The organism is Nonlabens ponticola, from assembly GCF_003966335.1.
GTDB classification, from domain to species: domain Bacteria; phylum Bacteroidota; class Bacteroidia; order Flavobacteriales; family Flavobacteriaceae; genus Nonlabens; species Nonlabens ponticola.
Map to the genome: position 1 here is coordinate 1,185,135 of NZ_CP034549.1, position 21,455 is coordinate 1,206,589.

Sequence of the window (21,455 nt, forward strand, 5' to 3'; positions counted from 1 at the left end):
GCTTCGTATTCAACGATGTTGATGGTGATGGCGTGTATGACGCAGATGTGGACGAGCTGTTCCCAGCAGGAACCGAAGTGATCCTAACCAGAGATGACGACGATGATGATGACGACAACGACCTAACCTTCACGGTAACGGTTGATGAAGACGGAAACTGGAGCGCAGAAGTACCGGTAGGTGACTACACGGTAGACGTTGACGAGAGTACGCTTCCAGATGGTGGTGCAGGCTATGCACTGACCACTGGTGACAGTGATCCAGAAGATGTGACTGTAAACAACGGTGAGACCACCGAGACTACGCCTGATGGATATCAAGCAGTAGGAACGATTACAGGCTTCGTATTCAACGATGTTGATGGTGATGGCGTGTACGATGAAGATGTGGACGAGCTGTTCCCAGCAGGAACCGAGGTGATTTTAACCAGAGGTGACGACGATGATGACGACGACAACGACCTGACCTTTACGGTAACGGTTGATGAAGACGGAAACTGGAGTGCAGAAGTACCAGTAGGCGACTATACGGTAGACGTTGACGAGAGTACGCTTCCAAATGGTGGTGCAGGCTATGCACTGACCACTGGCGATAGTGATCCAGAAGACGTGAGCGTCAACAACGGTGAGACCACAGAGACTACGCCTGATGGATATCAAGCAGTAGGAACGATCACAGGCTTCGTATTCAACGATGTTGATGGCGACGGCGTGTATGACGCAGATGTGGACGAGCTGTTCCCAGCAGGAACCGAGGTTGTACTGACCAGAGGTGACGACGATGATGATGACAACAACGACCTGACCTTCACGGTAACGGTTGATGAAGACGGAAACTGGAGCGCAGAAGTACCAGTAGGCGACTATACGGTAGACGTTGACGAGAGCACGCTTCCAGATGGCGGTGCAGGCTATGCACTGACCACTGGCGACAGTGATCCAGAAGACGTGAGCGTCAACAACGGTGAGACCACAGAGACTACGCCTGATGGATATCAAGCAGTAGGAACGATCACAGGCTTCGTATTCAACGATGTTGATGGCGACGGCGTGTATGATGCAGATGTGGACGAGCTGTTCCCAGCCGGAACCGAGGTGATCCTAACCAGAGGTGACGACGATGATGACGACGACAACGACCTGACCTTTACGGTAACGGTTGATGAAGACGGCAACTGGAGCGCAGAGGTACCAGTAGGTGACTACACGGTAGACGTTGACGAGAGTACGCTTCCAAATAATGGATTTGGCTATAGCCTAACAACAGGTGATAGCGATCCAGAAGATGCTAGTGTTGAAGCTGGTGAACTTACAATTACCGATGATGATGGTTACTTATTTACACCATTTGACGATAATGACGGCGATGGCATACCTGATGATATCGATATTGACGATGATAATGATGGTATACTTGATTCAGTCGAAGGTGATAAGGATACTGATGGTGATGGATTAATTGACTCATTAGATCAAGACAGCGATAACGACGGCATTCCTGATAATGTAGAAGGTCAAGAAACGGGAGATTATATACCACCATCAGGTGTGGATAGTGATCAAAACGGTCTGGACGATGCTTATGAAGATGAGCCAGGAGATGGAGATGGAATCGATCCAATCGACTTTGATGACGATGGTACTCCAGATTATAACGATCTAGATTCTGACGATGATGGTGTTGATGACAGCATTGAAGGATTTGATTTTGATAATGATGGTGTCGCAGATGTTCAACCTAGCGGTGACGATGTTGATAATGATGGTCTTGATGATGCATTTGATGGTGATACCACAGGTTACGGTGATCCAAATGGTGTGTTTGTAGTAGATAATCCAGCGGAAGATCTAAATAATACTGACGGTGATGAAGAACCAGATTATAGAGATACAGATGATGACAATGATGGTATTCCAACTGAGTCTGAGGATGGAAACATCAATGGTGACTTAACCGACGATGATGGTGACCGTGATGGTATTCCTGACTACCTAGATGTTGATGGTGGTAACATTGAAATATTTAATGTGTTGACACCTAATGGTGATGGTGAAAATGACATCTTTGTAATTGATGGTATTGAAAACTTTGAGAACAATGTCAAGATTTTCAATCGTTGGGGTGTAGAGGTTTACAATGTGGATAATTATGACAATGTGAATAGATACTTTAGAGGTGTGTCTGATGGTCGCGTTACAGTTGCCACTGACGAGTTATTGCCTGTAGGTACCTACTACTATGTCATTGAGTACACTAACGACGATAACCAGAATGTTCAACTTGCAGGTTACCTGTATATAAATAGATAAATGAACTAGTCTTGCGATTGTGAGCCTAGTAATTTTAATAGACAAAGCATGAAGAAATTTATAATTGTTTTATTGTTTTTTGCTTTCGCGAAAGCGGTAACAGCCCAACAGGATCCTCAATATAGCCAGTATATGTACAACCCTATTGTTGTGAACCCAGCTTATGCGGGTAATCGAGGCGTAGCAAGTATAGTAGGTTTACACCGAAGTCAATGGGTAGGTCTAGATGGTGCTCCTAGGACACAAACGTTATCGTTTCATACGCCTATATCTGACAGTCGAGTAGGATTAGGATTGAGCGTGGTGAATGATGAATTGGGGCCTAGTGATGAGACTTATTTTGCAGCAGATTTTAGTTACACTATTCCCGTAAGTTATAATGGAAATTTAAGTCTAGGGCTTAAAGGTGGAGCGCATTTGTTAAGTGTTGATTTTAGTAGATTGAATGCGCGTGAGGTAGATGATGCTTTATTGGAAAATAATATTGATAATAGACTATCACCTACGGTTGGAGTTGGTGCCTACTATCACACTGATAGATTTTATCTAGGTTTGAGTACTCCCAATCTTTTAAGGACAGAGCATTTTGATGAAGAAAATAGCGCTAGCACTGCCTATCTAGCAGAAGAGCGTATCCATTATTTTGCAACCGCAGGTTACGTATTTGATTTGAATGATAATATCAAATTTAAGCCTACCACGTTGGTTAAGGCTGTTGCTGGTGCACCACTTCAAGTGGATGTTACGGCAAACTTTTTGTTCAACGAGCGATTAACGCTAGGTGCAGCGTACAGATGGAGTGCAGCAGTAACTGGGCTAGTAGGATTTCAGGTAAGCGATTCTATGCTAATTGGATTTGCTTATGATCGGGAAACTACTGAGCTGGGAAATACCGTATATAATGATGGTAGTTATGAACTCTTCATTAGATTTGAGCTATTCGATAGATACGACAAACTTATTACACCTCGATTCTTTTAAAGGAACTAGATTATGATGAAACATTTACTTTTTGCTCTATTGCTATGTATGGGAACCTCACTGGTAGCCCAGCAAAATAAGATTGAGCGTGCCAATAAGGATTATGATCAGCTCGCGTTTATTGATGCGCAACAATTGTATAAGCGTATTGTTGAGAATGGTTATAAGAGTCCAGAAGTTCTTGCTAAGCTAGGAGATACTTATTATTTCAATGATGACTTGCAAGAATCTTACAAGTGGTACAACCAGCTATTTGAGCAATATACGGACAACATCAAGCCAGAGTATTATTTTAGATATGCCCAGTCTCTCAAATCTGTAAGAAGGTATGATGAGGCAGACCAGCTCATGGCAAAGTTCAATACCTTCAAAGGGTACGACTCAAGAGCTGAGGCTTACTCAACGCAGCCGGATTATCTACAAATTATTGATTTTCAATCTGGAAGATTTGATGTAAAGAATGCTCGTGAGATCAATTCTTATACAGCAGATTTTGGCCCAGCGTTCTACGATGATCAAAATAAGGTTGTGTTTGCAAGCTCAAGAGATACTAATTCTTTAATCAAGAGAACTCACAGTTGGAATGAGCAGGCGTTTCTAGAATTGTATGATGCCAATCGCAATAGCATTGGAGAGTTGAGCGATGCCGAAAAATTTAGTGGAACATTAAATACTAAGTTTCATGAAAGCACGCCAGCTTTTACCGCAGATGGTGAAACTGTTTACTTTACAAGAAATAATTACCTGGATGGTGATTTGCGTCAAGATATTGATGGATTGACAAAGCTTAAGATTTATAAATCTACTCGCAAGGGTAAGTCATGGACTAAGCCTATTGAGATGCCATTTAATAGTGATAGCTACAGCACCGCGCATCCGGCACTGACTCCAGATGGCAGCAAGATGTTTTTTGCAAGTGATATGCCTGGCAGTACAGGATACGATGAAGAAAACAATTTTACAAGATCTGATATATGGATGGTCACGATAGGTGCTGACGGTAGCTATGGCGAGCCAGTTAATGTAGAGTCTGTAAATACCATGGGACGTGAGACGTTCCCATTTGTTAGCAAGAATAATGTTTTATACTTCGCTTCTACAGGACATCAAGGTCTTGGTGGACTGGATGTTTTTGCAAGTTCCATCAATCCAGACGGTAGTATGAGTGAGGTAGTGAACATAGGTAAGCCGGTGAATACACCTTATGATGATTTCTCATTTATTGTAAATGATGATACTAAAATTGGATACTTCAGTTCTAATAGAATTGGTGGTATGGGCGATGATGATATATACCGCTTTGTACAATTAGAAGACTTGAGAGATACTTGTGAAATACTAGTTACTGGAACTGTAACTGATGAGCAAACTGGAGAGCCGCTAACAGGTGCAACGGTTACCATAATGGATTCTAATAACAATCAAGTTGACGAGGCTGTAACTCGAGCTAATGGTAAATATGTATTTAAACTTGAGTGTGATAAGCAATACTTTGTAAGAGCTGATAAAGAAGATTACAGAGCAGAAGAAGATCTGTTCACTACGCCTCAAACAAGTGATTTCATCGATATTCCTCTAGCATTGTCTAGCCGATTAGTTCCTGTATTAGAATGTGATGATCTCGCTGATGTTTTGGATATTGAGCAAATCTATTTTGATTTTGATAAGTCAAACATAAGACCAGATGCTGCTCTAGAGCTGGCTAAGATTCAAGCGTTCCTAGAATTATATCCAGAAACTAAAGTTGAGATAAGATCGCACACGGATAGCCGCGCTAACGATGCTTATAATGATGCATTGTCTGAACGTCGCGCGCAAAGTACGAGATCATGGTTAATTAATAAGGGAATTGATGCAAATCGTATCACGGCGAAAGGATACGGTGAACAACAATTGGTAAATGAATGTGCTAATGGAGTAGATTGTACACCAGCGCAACACCAGCTGAACCGTAGATCAGAATTTATAGTTTCTGGTTTAGATAAGTATAACGAATGTGACTAACTGACGTTGTAATCGTTGACCAATAAAAATGCCCTTTGTATTCTTACAAAGGGCATTTTTATTAACTACTAACTACTAACTACTAACTACTAACTACTAACTGTCAACTACTGAATACTCCGCAATTGACTCAAACTCTGAGACAAAGTGAAACTTGATGCTCGGGTATTTTTGTTGTGTCATTTGTAGTGAGAAACTAGAGTCTGCAAAGAAAACCAATTGGCCTCGCTTGTCATGAGCTAGGAATTTAGCCTTAACTCTTTTAAAATCCTTGAATTCATCACTATCAGTATCTGCTGTATCTACCCAACATGCTTTATACACATTGAGGTTCTCATAACTACAGGTAGCGCCGTACTCATGTTCCAGACGATACTGGATCACTTCAAATTGCAAGGCGCCTACCGTACCTATCACCTTACGGCCATTAAGTTCTAGTGTAAATAATTGTGCAACACCTTCATCCATGAGCTGGTCAATACCTTTAGCCAGCTGCTTAGACTTCATAGGATCAGCATTATTAATGTACCTAAAGTGCTCTGGAGAGAAAGATGGAATTCCTTTATAATGTAACTCTTCACCACTGGTGAGCGTATCGCCTATTTTAAAGTTACCAGTGTCATGCAAGCCCACAATATCACCAGGAAAAGACTCATCAACGATTTCTTTTTTCTCTGCAAAAAAGGCATTGGGACTTGAGAACTTAAGATTTTTATTGAGGCGTACATGCTTATAAGCTGTATTGCGTTCAAACGTACCACTCACAACTTTAATGAATGCGAGGCGATCACGGTGGCGTGGATCCATGTTAGCATGGATTTTAAACACAAAACCACTGAAGTCTTTTTCATCAGGTGCAACAAGTCGTTCCTCTGCTTTTTTAGGTCTAGGTGCTGGCGCGATGGCTATAAAGCCATCAAGTAATTCTTGCACGCCAAAGTTGTGCAACGCACTCCCAAAAAATACTGGTTGCAATTCACCATTGAGATATTCCTCTCGATTGAATGTTGGATAGATTCCAGTGACAAGCTCTAGCTCTTCACGCAACGTGTCTGCTGCCTTGTTGCCTACCAGATCATCAAGTCGGGAATCCTGTAGATCACTAATCTCAGTTGTTGTCTTGTGATCCTTAGTGGTATTTCCCGTAAACAAGTGAACATCATTCTCACGTATATTGTAAATACCTTTAAGATCATAACCCATCCCAATTGGGAAACTCAATGGTGTAACACGTAGGTTGAGTTTTTGCTCAATCTCGTCCATGAGGTCAAAGGCGTCTTTTCCCTCGCGATCCATTTTATTTATGAATACGATCATCGGGATATTTCGCATGCGACATACCTCGACAAGTTTTTCAGTTTGTTCCTCAACACCTTTGGCAACGTCAATCACCACGATTACACTATCAACCGCCGTTAGCGTTCTAAAGGTATCTTCTGCAAAGTCCTTGTGACCAGGTGTGTCAAGAATGTTGACTTTGATGCCATCATATTCAAACGCTAGTACAGATGTAGCTACCGATATACCACGCTGGCGCTCAATCTCCATAAAATCACTTGCTGCACCTTTTTTGATTTTATTACTCTTTACAGCTCCAGCCTCTTGAATGGCACCACCGTAAAGCAGTAATTTTTCAGTTAGGGTTGTCTTACCAGCATCTGGGTGCGAAATGATCCCAAAGGTGCGCCTGCGCGCTATTTGATCTTTAAATTTCATAATAGGTCTAAGAAGTTGCAAAAATACATTTTCAACAGGCACTATACCACAAGTATCGTACATTCATAAACCTCTCTTTGCTACATGTTTCTTAAAGAGCAGTGACCATTGTCAATTCCTTGAAACTCATGTCGTATTTTTGATGGATATATGAGTAAAGTACAAGAGAAAGTTATTCTGGTCAATGAGCGAGACGAGCAAATAGGGCTCATGGAGAAGATTGAGGCACATGAGAAAGCGCTACTTCATAGAGCATTTTCAGTCTTTGTGATCAATGATAAGAATGAGATCATGTTGCAGCAGCGAGCACAACATAAATACCATTCACCAGGCCTATGGACCAATACATGCTGCAGCCATCAACGAGAAGGTGAGACAAATCTTCAAGCTGGTAAACGCCGTCTTATGGAAGAAATGGGTTTTACAACTGATCTTAAAGAACTATTTAATTTTATTTACATCGCACCTTTTGATAATGGCCTTACGGAGCATGAGTTGGATCACGTGATGGTAGGTAGTTATAATGACGCACCACAGATAAATCCCGACGAGGTCGCAGCCTGGAAATGGATGACAGCTCACGACATTAAAAATAGTATGGAGAGCAATCCAGAACTCTATACCGAGTGGTTCAAGATCATCTTTGATAAATATTACGAGCATATATCATGAGAATAACGGCCTACAGGAAAGCACATTTTAATGCGGCTCACCGCTTATATCGCAAGGATTGGAGTGATGAAAAAAACGAAGAGATATTTGATAAGTGCAGCAATCCACATTATCATGGTCATAATTATGAGCTAGAGGTAGGCGTGACCGGTGAGGTTGATCCAGAAACAGGATATTTAATTGATCTCAAGATTCTTAAGGATATTATTAAGGAACAGATAGAAAATCACCTTGATCATAAAAACCTCAACGAGCAAGTTCCAGAATTCAAGGACTTAAATCCAACTGCCGAAAACATCGCATTTGTCATCTACAATAGGATACGTAAACACCTTGATCCAAAATATGATCTAGAGATTAAGTTGTTTGAGACACCGCGCAATTTTATTTTATATAAAGGTGAATAATGACATGGTATCCACTCACATTTGAACCTATTTTACTAGAGAAAATCTGGGGTGGACAGCATTTAAATCAATTAAAGAATATACAGCCACCTATCGACCAATTAGGTGAAAGCTGGGAAATAAGTACTGTTCCCGGTAAGGTAAGCGTGGTTGACAATGGTGACTTAAAAGGACACAATTTACAGCAGCTGCTCGACACCTATCCAGAAAAAATATTGGGTGCCAGACTAGCAGCTCTCTACGGTAACAAATTCCCCTTACTCATAAAGTTTATCAATGCGGCTCAGGATTTATCCATACAGGTACATCCAGATGATGAGATGGCTGGCAATCAACACAACAGCTTTGGCAAGAGCGAGATGTGGTATGTCATGGATGCCCGTCCAGGATCACAGTTGACAATAGGATTTGAGAATAATGTTGATGAGTTAGCTTTCGCGAAAGCGGTACAAAACAAAACACTGCCACAACTACTCAATAATATCGAGGCAAGACAAGGCGATGCTTACATGATCGCTCCAGGAACCGTTCATGCTATCGGTGCAGGAATTACACTGGCAGAAATTCAACAAAGTAGCGATATCACATACAGAGTGTACGATTATGACCGCAAGGACAGTAAAGGGAATACGAGAGAACTGCACATTGATGCCGCAATGAAGGCTAGTAATCTTGCCGCTGGAGCTGATCATAAATTAGCTTATGATGTAACACAAACAGGCATTCAAACATTAGAAAGTAATCAATATTTCACTACGAGAATTGCACAATTCACGGGTCAATTTGAAGTTCCACACACGGCAGATTTCTTTACTATATTGATTAATGTAGGTGTCGCAGTGAATATTTTGCATGATGGTAATTCATACCGTTGCCATCACACACAAACCTATTTATTACCAGCCGCGATGAACCCATCAGTCACTATTGAGTGCGATACAGAAGCACGTGTTTTAATTGTGACAGTCTAGCTGGTTATTCACTATTTTTGCACCAAATTTTTACAACATGGCAAGTATTAGAGACCTTAAACAGGACATCAATTATGTTTTAGGAGATATTATTGAAGCAGCATTGATTCATCAAACGGCAAACCCAGATGAAGATGATGCAAAGTCTGAACAAATAATTGAAGACTGTATCAGCACTTTTGACGAGTTAATCGCCCGAGTAAATGATAAGAGTGTTGAGAATAGAAGTGCTCACTTAAAGCAGGTGCGCGCAGATCTTGAGACTAAAGGAAAGGCACTGATAGAAAGAGTAAACGGTCTATAGATTACTTTTTGACTCCTTAATCAATTCAGACAATCGTGTTCCATACATACTTGTCTGAATTTTTTTTGGCATTTGTTTATAAATACTGTCTAGTAAGACAGGATTAGCGTCAAATCCTTCCTGTAACAAAATATACGGTGCTACCGCTTTTTCCTTGTGAAATGTCGCATAGTTCACCGCATATAGAATGCGTTTCTTCAAATACTTCTCGTATTCAGTATTAAGTGAATCGATGGATGCTTGCGAGGGATTTTCTTCTTGATTTAAAGACATGCTGCGCTTCATGAGGTTTGTATAAACTTCATTGAGCTTGTCTTTGTTCTTATTGAACTCTGCTAGCACGATTTGATTTTTAGAACCCGTAATGACAGCATCTTTTTCAAAATTGTTGAGTGATGAGTTGATGGTCATAACTGTGTCTTCTGCAAAAAATGCGATGCGATCATCGTATTGTGTCCCATCTTTCACATCTAGATATAGATAGAGTAATTGCGGCTCGTCAATGGTGGCGCTCAAGCTATAATCACCAGAACCGTCAAGCGATACAGAATCAATGGTAATAAGGCTTGTGTCCACCGTTTTTTGCAGTAATACCTTACCTACCTTTAAACCATCAATAGAACCGCGTACCGTTAGGTTACCATTATCCTTGTCATCATTGCAAGAGATGAGAAGTATAGAAAAGGCGATTATAAATAGGGACAATCTCATAGCATCAATTAAGGCTGCAAATATGCATCTTACTTTTAAATGCTCCTACACAGGTGCTGCCATTTGTAATAAAATTGTACAAGCAATAGCGCCTACTGTACCTACTACATATCCAAATACTGCTAATAACACGCCTACGGTCGTCAATGCTGGATGAAATTGAGCGGCAACAACTGGCGCGCTTGCCGCGCCACCTACATTTGCCTGGCTACCTACCGCAAGGAAAAAGTAGGGCGCTTTGATAAGTTTAGCAACAAGTATCAATAAACCGGCGTGAATACTCATCCATATGATGCCAACTAAAATTAGATACGGATTTTCCAATATTTGCCTCAAGTCCATTTTTACACCTATGGTGGCTACAAGAATGTAAATGAAAATACTACCTATGCGTGACGCACCAGTGCCTTCATATTTTTTCATGGGCGTGTAGGAAAGTAAAATTCCAATAGTGGTAGCGATAGAGATCAACCAGAAGAAGGAACTGGTCAAGAAGCTCAGGTAGATATTGCTAGCGATACTATCAATGTCACTCATCGTTTGAGACAGGTGATTACCCAAAAGATGCGCAATGGCGACCGTGCCAAAACCAATTCCCAGCATTACCATTATATCCGTGATCGTTGCTTCTCGCTTGACGCTGCTAGAATAATTAGATACCTTTTCTCTAAGCCTGTCAATCGCACTAGCGTCGGCGCCAGTCCATTTATCAAAACTTGCGGCCTTGCCTATTCCCAACAGCAATATTGCCATCCATAAGTTTGCTACAACGATGTCTACCAGCACCATACCACCGTACAATTCCTGATTAAATTCATAAATCTCGAGCATGGCTGTTTGATTAGCGCCACCACCTATCCAGCTACCAGCAAGCGTAGAAAGTCCACGCCACACGGCGTCAAAGCCAGCACCATCGACCGTATCTGGTGAGATGTAGGTAAAAACTAGAACAGCAATCGGCCCGCCTATAATAATACCAGCAGTTCCTGTGAGAAACATGATCAAGGCTTTGGGTCCTAGATTGAAAACGGCCTTCAAGTCGATACTCAGCGTCATAAGAACAAGTGCAGCTGGCAATAAATATCGAGTAGCGACATAGTAAAGTGATGAACTATACTCGACCACGACTCCATTGTCATCAGATATTTTCCAGTCTGCTGCAATGATACCTGTAGAGCTTAAGATCGACGGCAATAAATAGCACATGAGCAATGCTGGTACGACCTTGTAAAATTTATGTAGGACGCCACTGTCTCTTGACGAGGTGTAGAACACGACTGCTAGACACAGCATCAGTATGCCAAAGGTGATCGCATCGTCCGTAATCAATGGTGATGTGTCGACGATCTTATTGATTTCCTGCAAGCTCATGATTAAGAATTTGAGCGGCAAAATACGATATTATGATTTTGGACTATTGATTTGTGATAATGCTTTTAATAGTTACGCTTTCGCGAAAGCGTAATACCAACGACCTCACTTACTTCACAAAATCAACAATACGTTGTACTAACTCTTCATGCAACGGGAAATTGGGATCGCTATAACTCTTTGCGTTTTCAAGAGGATCACTGCCCACCTTTTTAAGTACATGATTCATATCTTTAATAATGTAGTAATCTGCTTGTGGCGCTGCTGTGTGGAGTAATTTGGCCTGTTTGATATCAATCTGGGTGTCTTGATCACCGTTGACAATAAGCACTGGTAATTCTAATTTTGAAATAACAAGGGCTGGATCATGCGACATCCATTCTTTCATAAATGGTTGTAGGCTAGGATTGAAGATAGAGTTGAGGTAGGCAGGATAGTCAGTCACTAGGCTATCTTGTGCTTTCATTTTATTAAATACAGTTTCTACCTGTTTGTCAAGACCTGGTGATTGCGCGCCTACTTGTTGTATAATCGATTTGTCGATTGTCTCACCTGGACCAGCAATACTTATAAAACCATCAACTTCATCATTTAAAGCGAGCATGGCAACCAGTGATCCTTGACTATGCCCAGCCATGTAAATTTTATCAAATCGTTTGTCGTCAACAAAGTGATTGATTACCGACGATGCATCTGTTACAAAATCTTGAAACTTAATATCATCAACACTGCGTCGTTCTTTAAGTCTGGTGGCTGTACGCTTGTCATATCTATAGGTGGCGATTCCTTCCTTTTGTAAAGCTTGTGCGAGCTGCTTGTGGCTATCATTTTTAGTCATCATGCTGTTGCCATCACGATCATTAGGGCCACTACCGGTAAGCAGTATCACCAGCGTTTTGTTGGCTTGGTTTTCTGGCATGAGCAAGGTTCCTTTTACGTCTTCATTGATCGTTACATCTGTTGACAACGTTGATTCTTTTTCAGCAGGTTTTTTACTGAAGGCATCTTGTCCAAAAACGATTGCTGGAAATAAGAATAGAAGTAGAAACTTTTTCATGATGTAATTTTTTTGAATTCAGTATAGCTATAAATGAATGAGGTTAACGTGATGACAATTGTTGTGCCAAGCAAGATGTAAAATGTCCATTGATCTGTTAAGGTCAATGCTGATATTATGATCAATGCACCAGCTGCCATAAATAAGTAACCACCTAGTTGGTGAGTAGCTCGCCATACTTGATCGTTTTCCAGTGTCCATGGCGTGCGTATGCCAACAAAATAATTTGATTTTATTGATGGCAGGTAATTTCCTAGAATGAGAAATAACAGACCAACAGCAGCATATATCCATTGAATACCAATGCTAATAGTATCGCCGGCCGCTTTTAAATCAATATAGTAGATACCAAATACTGCGATAATGCACATAGCAGCAGCAAACCCTAATCGCAACTTAATCCATACAGAACCCATTTTTTCAATCTGCTTCTTGGGATCTATGGCAGGTAAATATTTAAGTAAGAAATAAATCAAGCCAGTGGTCGCCGCTGGTAAGATCCACAGTTCAGATTTATGACCGTATCGATTGACGTTTCCTTCTAGATCAAAATGCATGGGCACTTGATCAGGTAAACCAGCATAGATAAATGCTAGATAAATAAATGGCAGTATTGTTAAGATGATGATCATAATCTCAAAACGTCTAGAAGTCATGACTGCATATTTTTAAAGGTTAGTATCCATGATAGTAATTGATCCATCACCGTGGTGTTGATCGAGTAGTAGATAAACTGCCCTTGTTTGTTGCCGTGAATTAAGTCGGCACGCTTGAGCAAATCCAGATGATGTGAGATACTAGGTTTGGACATTTCAAATTCTTGTGCGATCTCGCCTGCATTAAGATCCTTTTGCTTTAAAAGTTCTAGTATCTGCCTTCTTGTAGGATCGTTAAGTGCTTTTAAAAGCGAGTTCAAGCTATTAAGTATTTAGGCAAATATCTAAATAACTCTTTAATGATCTCACTTCCAAAATGTTAAAAATTTATGTTGTCGGGAACTAGATAAGCTGAATATGAATTTTAAGAAACAAGAAACAAGAAACAAGAAACAAGAAACAAGAAACAAAAGCCTAAGAGCCAATTGGTTGATATACAATATTCTTAGCGTAAAAAAAGATAAAGAAGGCTCTCGTGTTCAGGAATATTCAATTTCTTACCGTCAACCGTCAACCGTCAACCGTCAACCGTCAACCGTCAACCGTCAACCGTCAACCGTCAACCGTCAACCGTCAACCGTCAACCGTCAACCGTCAACCGTCAACCGTCAACCGTCAACCTATCTCTTAGAAATCTTATTATGTGTAATCTGTCGCTGTCGGTTTGCTTTAAAAGTATCCATTTCTGGATCGCGCAATGCTCTGTGCTTTGTGCTGCGACCTTGAACGCGCTCGCGCCACATTCTAAAGCTGCTGGCTTTCATCTGGTCGCGCATGATTTTGATGACTTCTTGCTCAGAAACGCCAAATTGGAATTCAATCGCACTAAAAGGCGTGCGATCTTCCCATGCCATTTCTATGATGCGATCTATCGCTCGCTCGTCTAGATCCCGTAGGATATCTTTTGCCTTACTCATACCTGCAAGATAGTCGGGCATCGCTTTCTATTCTTGCAAAAAGACGTTAAACTAGAGTACTACCTTTCTAAAGGTAAGATTGATTCGTGGCTGGATCTCTCGCTTGGTTTTGGCGATTTGATGCTTGTACGTGTGCTGCGTCTCGCCACTCATATAAAGTAAACTTCCATTCTTTAGTAGTAGTTTGAAACGTTTTTCCTTATCGTCATTATGCTTCAAGTGAAAATAGCGTTGCGCACCAAAACTGATGCTCGCAATAGACGGATTTTTACCCAATTCTTTCTCATTATCTGCATGCCAGCCGTTAGAATCCTGACCGCTGCGGTACAAGTTAATCAGGCAGATGTTGAACTGCGTGCCGCAGGCTTTTTCAACATCGGTTTTGATCTGGGTAAGCCGTTCTGTCCACGGCAGTGGCTCAAACTGGATGCCGCTGTAACCATAGGTCAATCCTGCATCGCCATACAACTGGGTTAATCGAGGCTCGTCATAGGTCTTGCCGAATACGGTAATCTTATTCTGTCGCCATGGCGTTTCTTTTTGCAGGGTAGCTTGTAGGTGTTCCGCTTTCGCGAAAGCATAAAAAGCATCATCATACTGCACGCTGGCATCTGGAATTTTCAGGTCAATCATAGGGTCAACTTACTATGCATGCATATTAAAACTAATGTTATATCGTGTTTGAACCATGGGCTAGGCAGTATATTGCGCGACAATCAAATTTATACTATGTATACATCGCGAATAGCGGGAATGGGTAAATATGTTCCTGAAAATATAGTCACAAACGACGATCTCTCAAAAGTAATGGATACCAACGACGCGTGGATTCAGGAACGCACTGGTATCAAGGAACGTCGCCACATCAAGAAAGGCGACGGTAATACGACTGCCGTGATGGGTGTCAAAGCTGCTGAAATAGCACTGGAACGCGCCCAAGTTTCTAAGGATGATATTGATCTCATCGTTTTTGCCACGTTATCACCAGATTATTACTTTCCAGGTTGTGGCGTGCAGGTTCAGGATCTTATGGGGATTCACACCTGTCCAGCGCTGGATGTGCGCAATCAGTGTAGTGGTTTTATTTATGCTATTTCGGTCGCAGATCAATTTATAAAAACGGGCATGTATAAAAATGTCCTTGTGATAGGATCAGAAAACCATAGTGGTGGCCTGGATTTCACGACTCGTGGTCGTGGCGTGAGTGTAATCTTTGGTGATGGTGCCGGCGCGGCTGTACTCACAAGATCTGATACAGACGGTCATGGCGTGTTGTCGACACACTTGCACAGTGAAGGTAAACATGCGCTAGAACTCTCATTGAAAGGTCCTTCTACTTTGCATTGGGTTCCAGAAATAATAGAGGAAAATCCTCAAGAGGATATTCCTTACTATCCATATATGAACGGCCAGTTTGTATTCAAGAATGCGGTGGTTCGTTTTAGCGAGGTAATCATGGAAGGTTTGAAAACAAACAACCTGCAGGTTGAAGACATTGATATGTTGATACCACATCAAGCTAATTTGCGCATCTCTCAATTCATCCAGAAGAAATTCCAGCTAGCGGACGATAAGGTCTATAATAACATACAACGCTACGGTAATACCACGGCAGCCAGTATTCCTATCGCATTATGCGAGGCATGGGAAGAAGGTAAGATCAAGGAAGGTGACACGGTAGTGTTGGCAGCCTTTGGTAGTGGGTTTACATGGGGCAGCGCTATTATGAAGTGGTAGTAGGAAATTAAAGCGCCATTGTTACCATAACAAAATCCCGAGCCTGCAAGCTCGGGATTTCTAGTAACCAAATAAAAACACTAACCATTAATTATGAGTTATTTGGTCATGTATGAATCGATGTAAAATCGATTTCTTATCAAATAAATCAATAAAGGTTTATCACTTCCTTCACTCAATAGACGATCATATCGTCGTAATGTTACACTGTAAGTAATAATTATGTCTAAAAAAACACTGGTGCTAGGCGCCTCGCTTAAGGAAGAGCGATACTCAAACGTGGCGATCTACAGGTTGCGCAAATTCAATATTGATACAGTCGCAATTGGTCTGCGAGAAGGTCTGGTCGATGATGTAAAACTGCATACAGATCTAGTGCCGTTTCAAGGAATTAATACGGTGACCCTTTATTTGAACCCTAAGAGGCAAGAGGCTTACTATGATTATATCATTAGCTTAAGACCTGAACGTGTCATCTTTAATCCAGGCACAGAAAACCCAGAGTTTTACAAGATGCTAGAAGAAAATAACATTAAGGTTGAGGTTGCTTGTACGCTAGTCATGCTGGGTACTAATCAGTATTAGCAGTTAAATCTTCCTGCTGGGTAAACCAACTACCTATCCATAATCCTGCAACCGTAATCGCACCGTTCAAGATCAGAATAAAAAAACCGAATTTAAAGTTGGCTTGCGTTTCTGCCAGATAGCTTATCGCATAGGTAACAAATGGTGAGGCGATGGCGATGATAGGTATCAGTTTATGATTGACTTTGACTTTTGTTAAGATCCCAAAACCAAACATACCCAACAGCGGTCCATACGTGTAACCAGCAAACACAAACAATTTGTTGATTACACTCGCATCTTGAATGATGTATTCAAAACCTACAATCACAAGTATCAATACTATTGAAAATCCTACGTGAAACAGTTTGCGTAGTTGTTGTTGTTTCTGTTCTGCAAAGTTTTTTTCAAGCTTTACTATATCAACGGAGAAAGAAGTCGTGAGTGAAGTCAACGCGCTATCAGCACTGGAATAGGCGGCCGCAACCAGTCCTAGAATGAACACAAGTCCCAACCCGATACCTAGACCATTGTCCATCGCTACCGCTGGGAACAATTGATCCTTTGTGGCTGTTAGGAATTCCGCTTTCGCGAAAGCGGTAAGCAAAACGCCCAATGCAAGGAACACAAGGTTCACGATGGTTAAAACAATAGTGAACCAAAAAATGTTTTTTTGAGCATCACCAAGACTGCGGCAGGTCAAGTTTTTTTGCATCATATCTTGATCCAGTCCAGTCATTACAATGGCGATAAAAGCACCCGCTAGAAATTGCTTGATAAAGAATTGATCGCTTTTCCAGTCATCCCAAAAGAAGATTTGCGAGTACTCGCTTTCACTCACAAAACTGATTATTCCACCTATTCCATTGAGGTCTAGACTATCACTGACGTAATAGATCGCCACGCCTACTGCAATAAGCATAAACAGTGTTTGCAAGGTGTCAGTCCATACAATGGTCTTGATTCCTGATCTAAAAGTATAAAGCCAGATGAGAACCACGGTAAAAGTCACCGTTTGCCAAAATGCAATTCCCATCGCATCAAAAACGAAGGTCTGCAATACACCAGCCACTAGATATAGCCTAAAACTAGCGCCAACGATGCGTGATAAGAGAAAAAAGCTGGAGCCTGTGTACTGCGCAGCACTACCATAACGATCACCTAAATAACTGTAGATAGACGTCAAGTTCATGCGATAATACAGCGGCATGAGTATTAAGCCTATGACGGCATAGCCCACAATGTAACCTAGCACTACCTGAAAATAATTCATCGATCCAGCCTCAACAGCACCTGGAACCGATATAAATGTCACACCACTTAACGACGCGCCTATCATCCCAAAGGCCACGATGTACCATGGCGACGATCTGTTGCCTCTAAAGAAGGTCGAACTATCAGCCTTACGGCCTACCACAAAGGAAATAATTACCAGCACGGCAAAATACGTGGCAATGGTTAGTAAGATTTGGGTAGAGCTCACGGTTTAAATTTTGCTGCTAAAATAGTCATAGCAATCTGCATATCACCGACCAATATTCACGATTGGGCACGCTATATTTGTGAGACATGAATTTTTCCTCAAAAATCCTAGAAGAAGCCGTACATCAAGTATCTCAATTGCCTGGAATAGGTAAACGTACAGCGCTGCGGTTGGTACTGCATCTCATGCGACAACCAGAACAGCAAACTGATGCGCTTTCTAAGGCCTTGACAGATATGAGGCATGATCTCAAATTTTGTAAAAAGTGTCATAATGTGAGCGATACAGATTTTTGTGAAATCTGTGCCAGCCACAATCGGGATCATACATTAGTTTGCGTGGTAGAAGACGTGCGCGACGTGATGGCCATTGAAAATACGAGCCAGTATCGAGGTTTGTATCATGTTTTAGGTGGTAAGATCAGCCCGATGGATGGAATAGGCCCGCAAGATTTGAAAGTAAGCTCACTGGTCAATCGCGTGAAAAACGATGAGGTTAAGGAAATCATTTTTGCATTGAGTCCAACCATAGAAGGTGACACGACAAATTTTTACATCTTCAAGCAATTGGGTGATTTACCAGTCAGCACATCGACTATTGCACGTGGTATTGCCGTAGGTGACGAGCTAGAGTTTGCAGATGAGGTAACGCTAGGCCGCAGCATCTTGCAACGCATTCCTTATGAAACCAGTGTGAAAAGCTGATGACGCAACTATCGATCATAATCTTGAACTACAATGCTTCGGCTTTTTTGGAGCTTTGTGTCGAGAGCGTGTTGGTAGCCACACAAAACATAAAATCTCAGATCATCGTTGCTGATAACGCATCGACAGACAACAGTTTGATGCGCATCAAGCAATACTCAAATCAAGTTGAGATTATTGAGTTTGATAAAAATTATGGCTTTTCTAAAGGGAATAACCTGGCAGTGCAGCAAGCAACAGGAGAGTACATCTGTTTGTTGAATCCAGATACGATAGTAGGTAGCAATGTTTTTGATGAATGTTACGCTTTCGCGAAACCTGCACTGAGTGGAGTCGAAGTGGCGCAATCCCAAGTAGGCTTCATAGGAGTACAGTTGATCGATGGTAGCGGCACGTATTTACCAGAAAGTAAGCGTCGTGTTCCCACTAAAAGTGGTGTAGCCTTAAAAAAGATAGGTGTTGATTCAAAATATTATGATCAACGGTTTACCCAAGATGAGCGAGCAAAAACAGAGGTCTTAGTCGGTGCATTTATGATGGGCAAAAAATCCACCTATGAAAAGCTAGGCGGTCTGGATGAACGGTATTTCATGTACGGCGAGGACATTGACCTGAGTTTTACTGCTTTGAAGAACGGTTTTCATAATTGGTATCTAGGAGATCTTAAAATCATTCATTTTAAAGGAGAAAGCACTATACAAGATAAAAAATACCGCGAGCGATTCTACAACGCGATGCAATTATTCTATGCTAAGCATCATCCTGAAAGCAAATGGAGTCAATGGCTGGTAAATAAGTTTGCACAAGTCATGATAAATAAAACACCAAAATCAATTGAACAAAAAATCGATGTTGATAGAAGACAAATAGTAATTTCTGAAGATTACGATTCAGATAGATTTGAGGTGTTTACACTAGACCAACTATTGGAAAGCAATTTCCTTACGGATACCGTGAATCTTGAAATCATTTGGGACACTAAAACCATTGAACGTCAAGAGATCATTTCCTTCATGAGTTTTCATGGAAATAGGTGGACCTATAGATTTCTAAATCATTCTCGCTCAACCATTTCGGGAAGCGATTCCAGCAATTCACGAGGTGTTGTTAAGCAATTCTGATTAAAAGTTGTGATTCATTGAATTATTGATAACAATATCTTAAAACATTATAGGCACAATGCGATTACCTCAAAACAGAGATTGATTATTAGTATTTTTGCAAAAGTTAAAACCTAGCTAGAACACTTTATATATGGCACGATACGAATTAAAACTTCCTAAGATGGGTGAATCTGTAGCAGAGGCTACAATTACTACATGGCTCAAGAACGTTGGTGATGCTATTGAGATGGATGAGCCAGTGCTAGAAATAGCGACTGATAAAGTCGATAGCGAGGTGCCTAGCGAGGTTGATGGTGTCTTGTCTGAGATTCTTTTTGAAGTTGATGACGTCGTCCAGGTAGGTCAAACCATCGCCATTATAGAGACCGATGCCGCTGAGGCTAGAGCATCAGTTCCTGATCAAGTAAAAGAGGTGACAGCTGCTGCACCAGCAGGCTATGCAGAAGAAGCAACACAGACTGCTGCAGAGCAAGTCAATAAAGGTCTAGAAACTGCTGGCAAATACGACTACTCTAATAGTGATCAGTTCTACTCGCCATTAGTAAAAAACATCGCCAAGGAAGAAGGTATCGCAGTATCTGAATTGGAGAGCATTTCAGGTACAGGAAAGGACGGTCGTGTAACTAAGCACGATATTCTAGCTTATGTAGAAGACCGCAAATCCGGCAAACCAGTAGCTCAAGCAAATGTCGTCGCTGATAAATCAGCTTCAGCAACAGTAAAATCTGCACCGGTGGCAGCACCAGTTTCTATGAACGGTGATGATGAGATCATCGAGATGACTCGCATGGGTAAATTAATCTCGCACCACATGGTGGCAAGTGTGCAAACTAGCGCGCACGTACAAAGTTTTATTGAGTGCGATGTGACCAATATCTGGAACTGGAGAAAAAAGAACAAAGAAACATTCAAACAGCGAGAAGGCGAGAATCTCACTTTCACGCCAATATTTATGGAAGCTGTGGCAAAAGCCATCAGAGAGTTCCCGATGATAAATATTAGTGTTGATGGTGACCGTATCATCAAACGCAAGAATATTAATTTGGGTATGGCAGCTGCCTTACCAGATGGCAACTTGATTGTTCCAGTAATCAAAAATGCAGATCAGCTCAATCTTGTGGGTATGGCAAAATCTGTTAATGATCTTGCAGGCCGTGCACGCGATGGTAAACTCAAACCAGACGATACTCAAGGTGGTACTTATACGGTGACTAATGTAGGAACATTTGGTTCTATCATGGGTACACCTATTATCAATCAACCACAGGTCGCCATACTTGCCTTAGGTGCTATTAGAAAAGTACCAGCAGTCGTAGAAACACCAGAAGGTGACTTCATCGGTATACGTATGAAGATGTTCTTATCACACAGCTATGATCATCGTGTTGTAAATGGTGCTCTAGGTGGTCAATTTGTGCAGCGAGTAGCACAAATTTTAGAATCTTTTGACACTGATCGCGAGATCTAAAGAATCCAACAATTATGGCAGATCAAATCCATCTAGAAGATTTCGATTACTTCAAGGGCGCCAAAGTATTGCATTATTTTGAGTTCAATGATCCAATGACGGTTAAGGACGAGTATTTCAATGAACTTGAGATACACGCGTTAACCATCTGCAATTATGATGGTGAGCAGACCATGCTTTTTTATTTTGATGAGGATTTAGAGATCGTACATGAACACGAATTCATGATCACCAAACAAGCAAAAGAAAAAGCAGCCGAAGATTTCTCTGGAATCGATATTAACTGGAAGAATAAATAG

At 41.3% G+C, this 21,455-nt stretch carries 22 protein-coding genes (1 of these 22 only partly in view); 13 read left to right on the plus strand and 9 right to left on the minus strand.

Translation table 11 applies throughout. The annotated features are described in order from the left end of the window. The 3 genes in view from EJ995_RS05240 to EJ995_RS05250 are tightly spaced (at most 48 nt apart) and all read left to right on the plus strand, a layout consistent with a single transcriptional unit that may run on beyond the window. Positions 1-2,309 carry the 3' end of a T9SS type B sorting domain-containing protein gene (locus tag EJ995_RS05240; protein WP_126446330.1) on the plus strand. 25,456 nt of this gene lie to the left of the window's left edge, so the window shows 2,309 of its 27,765 coding nt (coding positions 25,457-27,765); its start codon lies beyond the left edge, outside the window; the stop codon is at positions 2,307-2,309. A 48-nt stretch (positions 2,310-2,357) separates the two neighbouring features. Beyond that, positions 2,358-3,290 carry a PorP/SprF family type IX secretion system membrane protein gene (locus EJ995_RS05245; RefSeq protein WP_126446332.1) on the plus strand — a complete coding sequence of 311 codons (933 nt, stop codon included), beginning with the start codon at positions 2,358-2,360 and terminating at the stop codon, positions 3,288-3,290. A gap of 15 nt (positions 3,291-3,305) precedes the next feature. After that, the gene (locus EJ995_RS05250) at positions 3,306-5,294 is read left to right on the plus strand and encodes an OmpA family protein (RefSeq protein ID WP_241234696.1); all 1,989 of its coding nucleotides are present in this window, start codon (positions 3,306-3,308) and stop codon (positions 5,292-5,294) included. Positions 5,295-5,390: 96 nt separating this feature from the next. On the opposite strand, the gene EJ995_RS05255 is transcribed toward EJ995_RS05250, so the two are convergent. Then, a complete protein-coding gene (locus EJ995_RS05255) occupies positions 5,391-7,010 on the minus strand; it encodes a peptide chain release factor 3 (RefSeq protein WP_126446336.1) in 1,620 nt (539 codons plus the stop codon). 150 nt (positions 7,011-7,160) lie between these two features. On the opposite strand from EJ995_RS05255, the gene idi reads away from it, so the two are divergent. The 4 genes from idi to EJ995_RS05275 are packed head-to-tail and all read left to right on the plus strand — an operon-like array spanning position 7,161 to position 9,364. Continuing rightward, the gene (gene idi, locus EJ995_RS05260) at positions 7,161-7,682 is read left to right on the plus strand and encodes an isopentenyl-diphosphate Delta-isomerase (RefSeq protein WP_126446338.1); all 522 of its coding nucleotides are present in this window, start codon (positions 7,161-7,163) and stop codon (positions 7,680-7,682) included. Beyond that, on the plus strand, positions 7,679-8,089 hold the full coding sequence (locus EJ995_RS05265) for a 6-pyruvoyl trahydropterin synthase family protein (protein ID WP_126446340.1): 411 nt from the start codon (positions 7,679-7,681) through the stop codon (positions 8,087-8,089). Before idi ends, EJ995_RS05265 begins: the two co-directional genes overlap by 4 nt. Further along, positions 8,089-9,060 (plus strand): type I phosphomannose isomerase catalytic subunit, encoded by a 972-nt coding sequence (locus EJ995_RS05270; RefSeq protein WP_126446342.1) that lies wholly within the window; start codon positions 8,089-8,091, stop codon positions 9,058-9,060. Before EJ995_RS05265 ends, EJ995_RS05270 begins: the two co-directional genes overlap by 1 nt. A gap of 37 nt (positions 9,061-9,097) precedes the next feature. After that, positions 9,098-9,364 (plus strand): hypothetical protein, encoded by a 267-nt coding sequence (locus EJ995_RS05275; RefSeq protein ID WP_126446344.1) that lies wholly within the window; start codon positions 9,098-9,100, stop codon positions 9,362-9,364. Here the strand turns inward: EJ995_RS05275 and EJ995_RS05280 are convergent. The 7 genes from EJ995_RS05280 to EJ995_RS05315 form a co-directional block, all read right to left on the minus strand. Then, a complete protein-coding gene (locus EJ995_RS05280) occupies positions 9,359-10,075 on the minus strand; it encodes a DUF4369 domain-containing protein (protein ID WP_126446346.1) in 717 nt (238 codons plus the stop codon). The genes EJ995_RS05275 and EJ995_RS05280 overlap by 6 nt on opposite strands. A 45-nt stretch (positions 10,076-10,120) precedes the next feature. Further along, on the minus strand, positions 10,121-11,446 hold the full coding sequence (locus EJ995_RS05285; protein ID WP_126446348.1) for a DUF819 family protein: 1,326 nt from the start codon (positions 11,444-11,446) through the stop codon (positions 10,121-10,123). 109 nt (positions 11,447-11,555) lie between these two features. Next, positions 11,556-12,503, minus strand: coding sequence for an alpha/beta hydrolase (locus tag EJ995_RS05290; protein WP_126446351.1), 948 nt, complete (start codon positions 12,501-12,503; stop codon positions 11,556-11,558). Next, entirely contained in the window at positions 12,500-13,159 is a 660-nt protein-coding gene (locus EJ995_RS05295; protein ID WP_126446353.1) for an SdpI family protein, read from the minus strand. The genes EJ995_RS05290 and EJ995_RS05295 overlap by 4 nt, the downstream gene beginning before the upstream one ends. Beyond that, positions 13,156-13,419, minus strand: coding sequence for an autorepressor SdpR family transcription factor (locus EJ995_RS05300; protein ID WP_126446355.1), 264 nt, complete (start codon positions 13,417-13,419; stop codon positions 13,156-13,158). Before EJ995_RS05300 ends, EJ995_RS05295 begins: the two co-directional genes overlap by 4 nt. Before the next feature lie 360 nt (positions 13,420-13,779). Beyond that, positions 13,780-14,076: a TIGR03643 family protein gene (locus EJ995_RS05310; protein ID WP_126448876.1), complete on the minus strand. Its 297-nt coding sequence runs from the start codon at positions 14,074-14,076 to the stop codon at positions 13,780-13,782. Between the two features lie 51 nt (positions 14,077-14,127). After that, a complete protein-coding gene (locus tag EJ995_RS05315) occupies positions 14,128-14,709 on the minus strand; it encodes an alpha-ketoglutarate-dependent dioxygenase AlkB family protein (protein ID WP_126446357.1) in 582 nt (193 codons plus the stop codon). Positions 14,710-14,805: 96 nt separating this feature from the next. Between EJ995_RS05315 and EJ995_RS05320 the strand changes: the two genes are divergently transcribed. Beyond that, positions 14,806-15,813, plus strand: coding sequence for a 3-oxoacyl-ACP synthase III family protein (locus tag EJ995_RS05320; RefSeq protein ID WP_126446359.1), 1,008 nt, complete (start codon positions 14,806-14,808; stop codon positions 15,811-15,813). A gap of 222 nt (positions 15,814-16,035) precedes the next feature. After that, entirely contained in the window at positions 16,036-16,398 is a 363-nt protein-coding gene (locus tag EJ995_RS05325; RefSeq protein ID WP_126446361.1) for a CoA-binding protein, read from the plus strand. Here EJ995_RS05325 and EJ995_RS05330 read toward each other — a convergent pair. Then, positions 16,385-17,860 carry a sodium:solute symporter gene (locus tag EJ995_RS05330; protein WP_126446363.1) on the minus strand — a complete coding sequence of 492 codons (1,476 nt, stop codon included), beginning with the start codon at positions 17,858-17,860 and terminating at the stop codon, positions 16,385-16,387. The two genes, EJ995_RS05325 and EJ995_RS05330, sit on opposite strands and share 14 nt — an antisense overlap. An 86-nt stretch (positions 17,861-17,946) precedes the next feature. Between EJ995_RS05330 and recR the strand changes: the two genes are divergently transcribed. The 4 genes from recR to EJ995_RS05350 all read left to right on the plus strand — a co-directional run bounded on the left by recR (position 17,947) and on the right by EJ995_RS05350 (position 21,455). Beyond that, a complete protein-coding gene (recR, locus tag EJ995_RS05335) occupies positions 17,947-18,564 on the plus strand; it encodes a recombination mediator RecR (protein ID WP_126446365.1) in 618 nt (205 codons plus the stop codon). Continuing rightward, positions 18,564-19,685, plus strand: a complete 1,122-nt coding sequence (locus EJ995_RS05340; protein ID WP_126446367.1) for a glycosyltransferase family 2 protein — start codon at positions 18,564-18,566, stop codon at positions 19,683-19,685. The genes recR and EJ995_RS05340 overlap by 1 nt, the downstream gene beginning before the upstream one ends. A gap of 133 nt (positions 19,686-19,818) precedes the next feature. Further along, positions 19,819-21,156 carry a dihydrolipoamide acetyltransferase family protein gene (locus EJ995_RS05345; RefSeq protein WP_126446369.1) on the plus strand — a complete coding sequence of 446 codons (1,338 nt, stop codon included), beginning with the start codon at positions 19,819-19,821 and terminating at the stop codon, positions 21,154-21,156. A gap of 14 nt (positions 21,157-21,170) precedes the next feature. After that, positions 21,171-21,455 carry a hypothetical protein gene (locus EJ995_RS05350; protein ID WP_126446371.1) on the plus strand — a complete coding sequence of 95 codons (285 nt, stop codon included), beginning with the start codon at positions 21,171-21,173 and terminating at the stop codon, positions 21,453-21,455.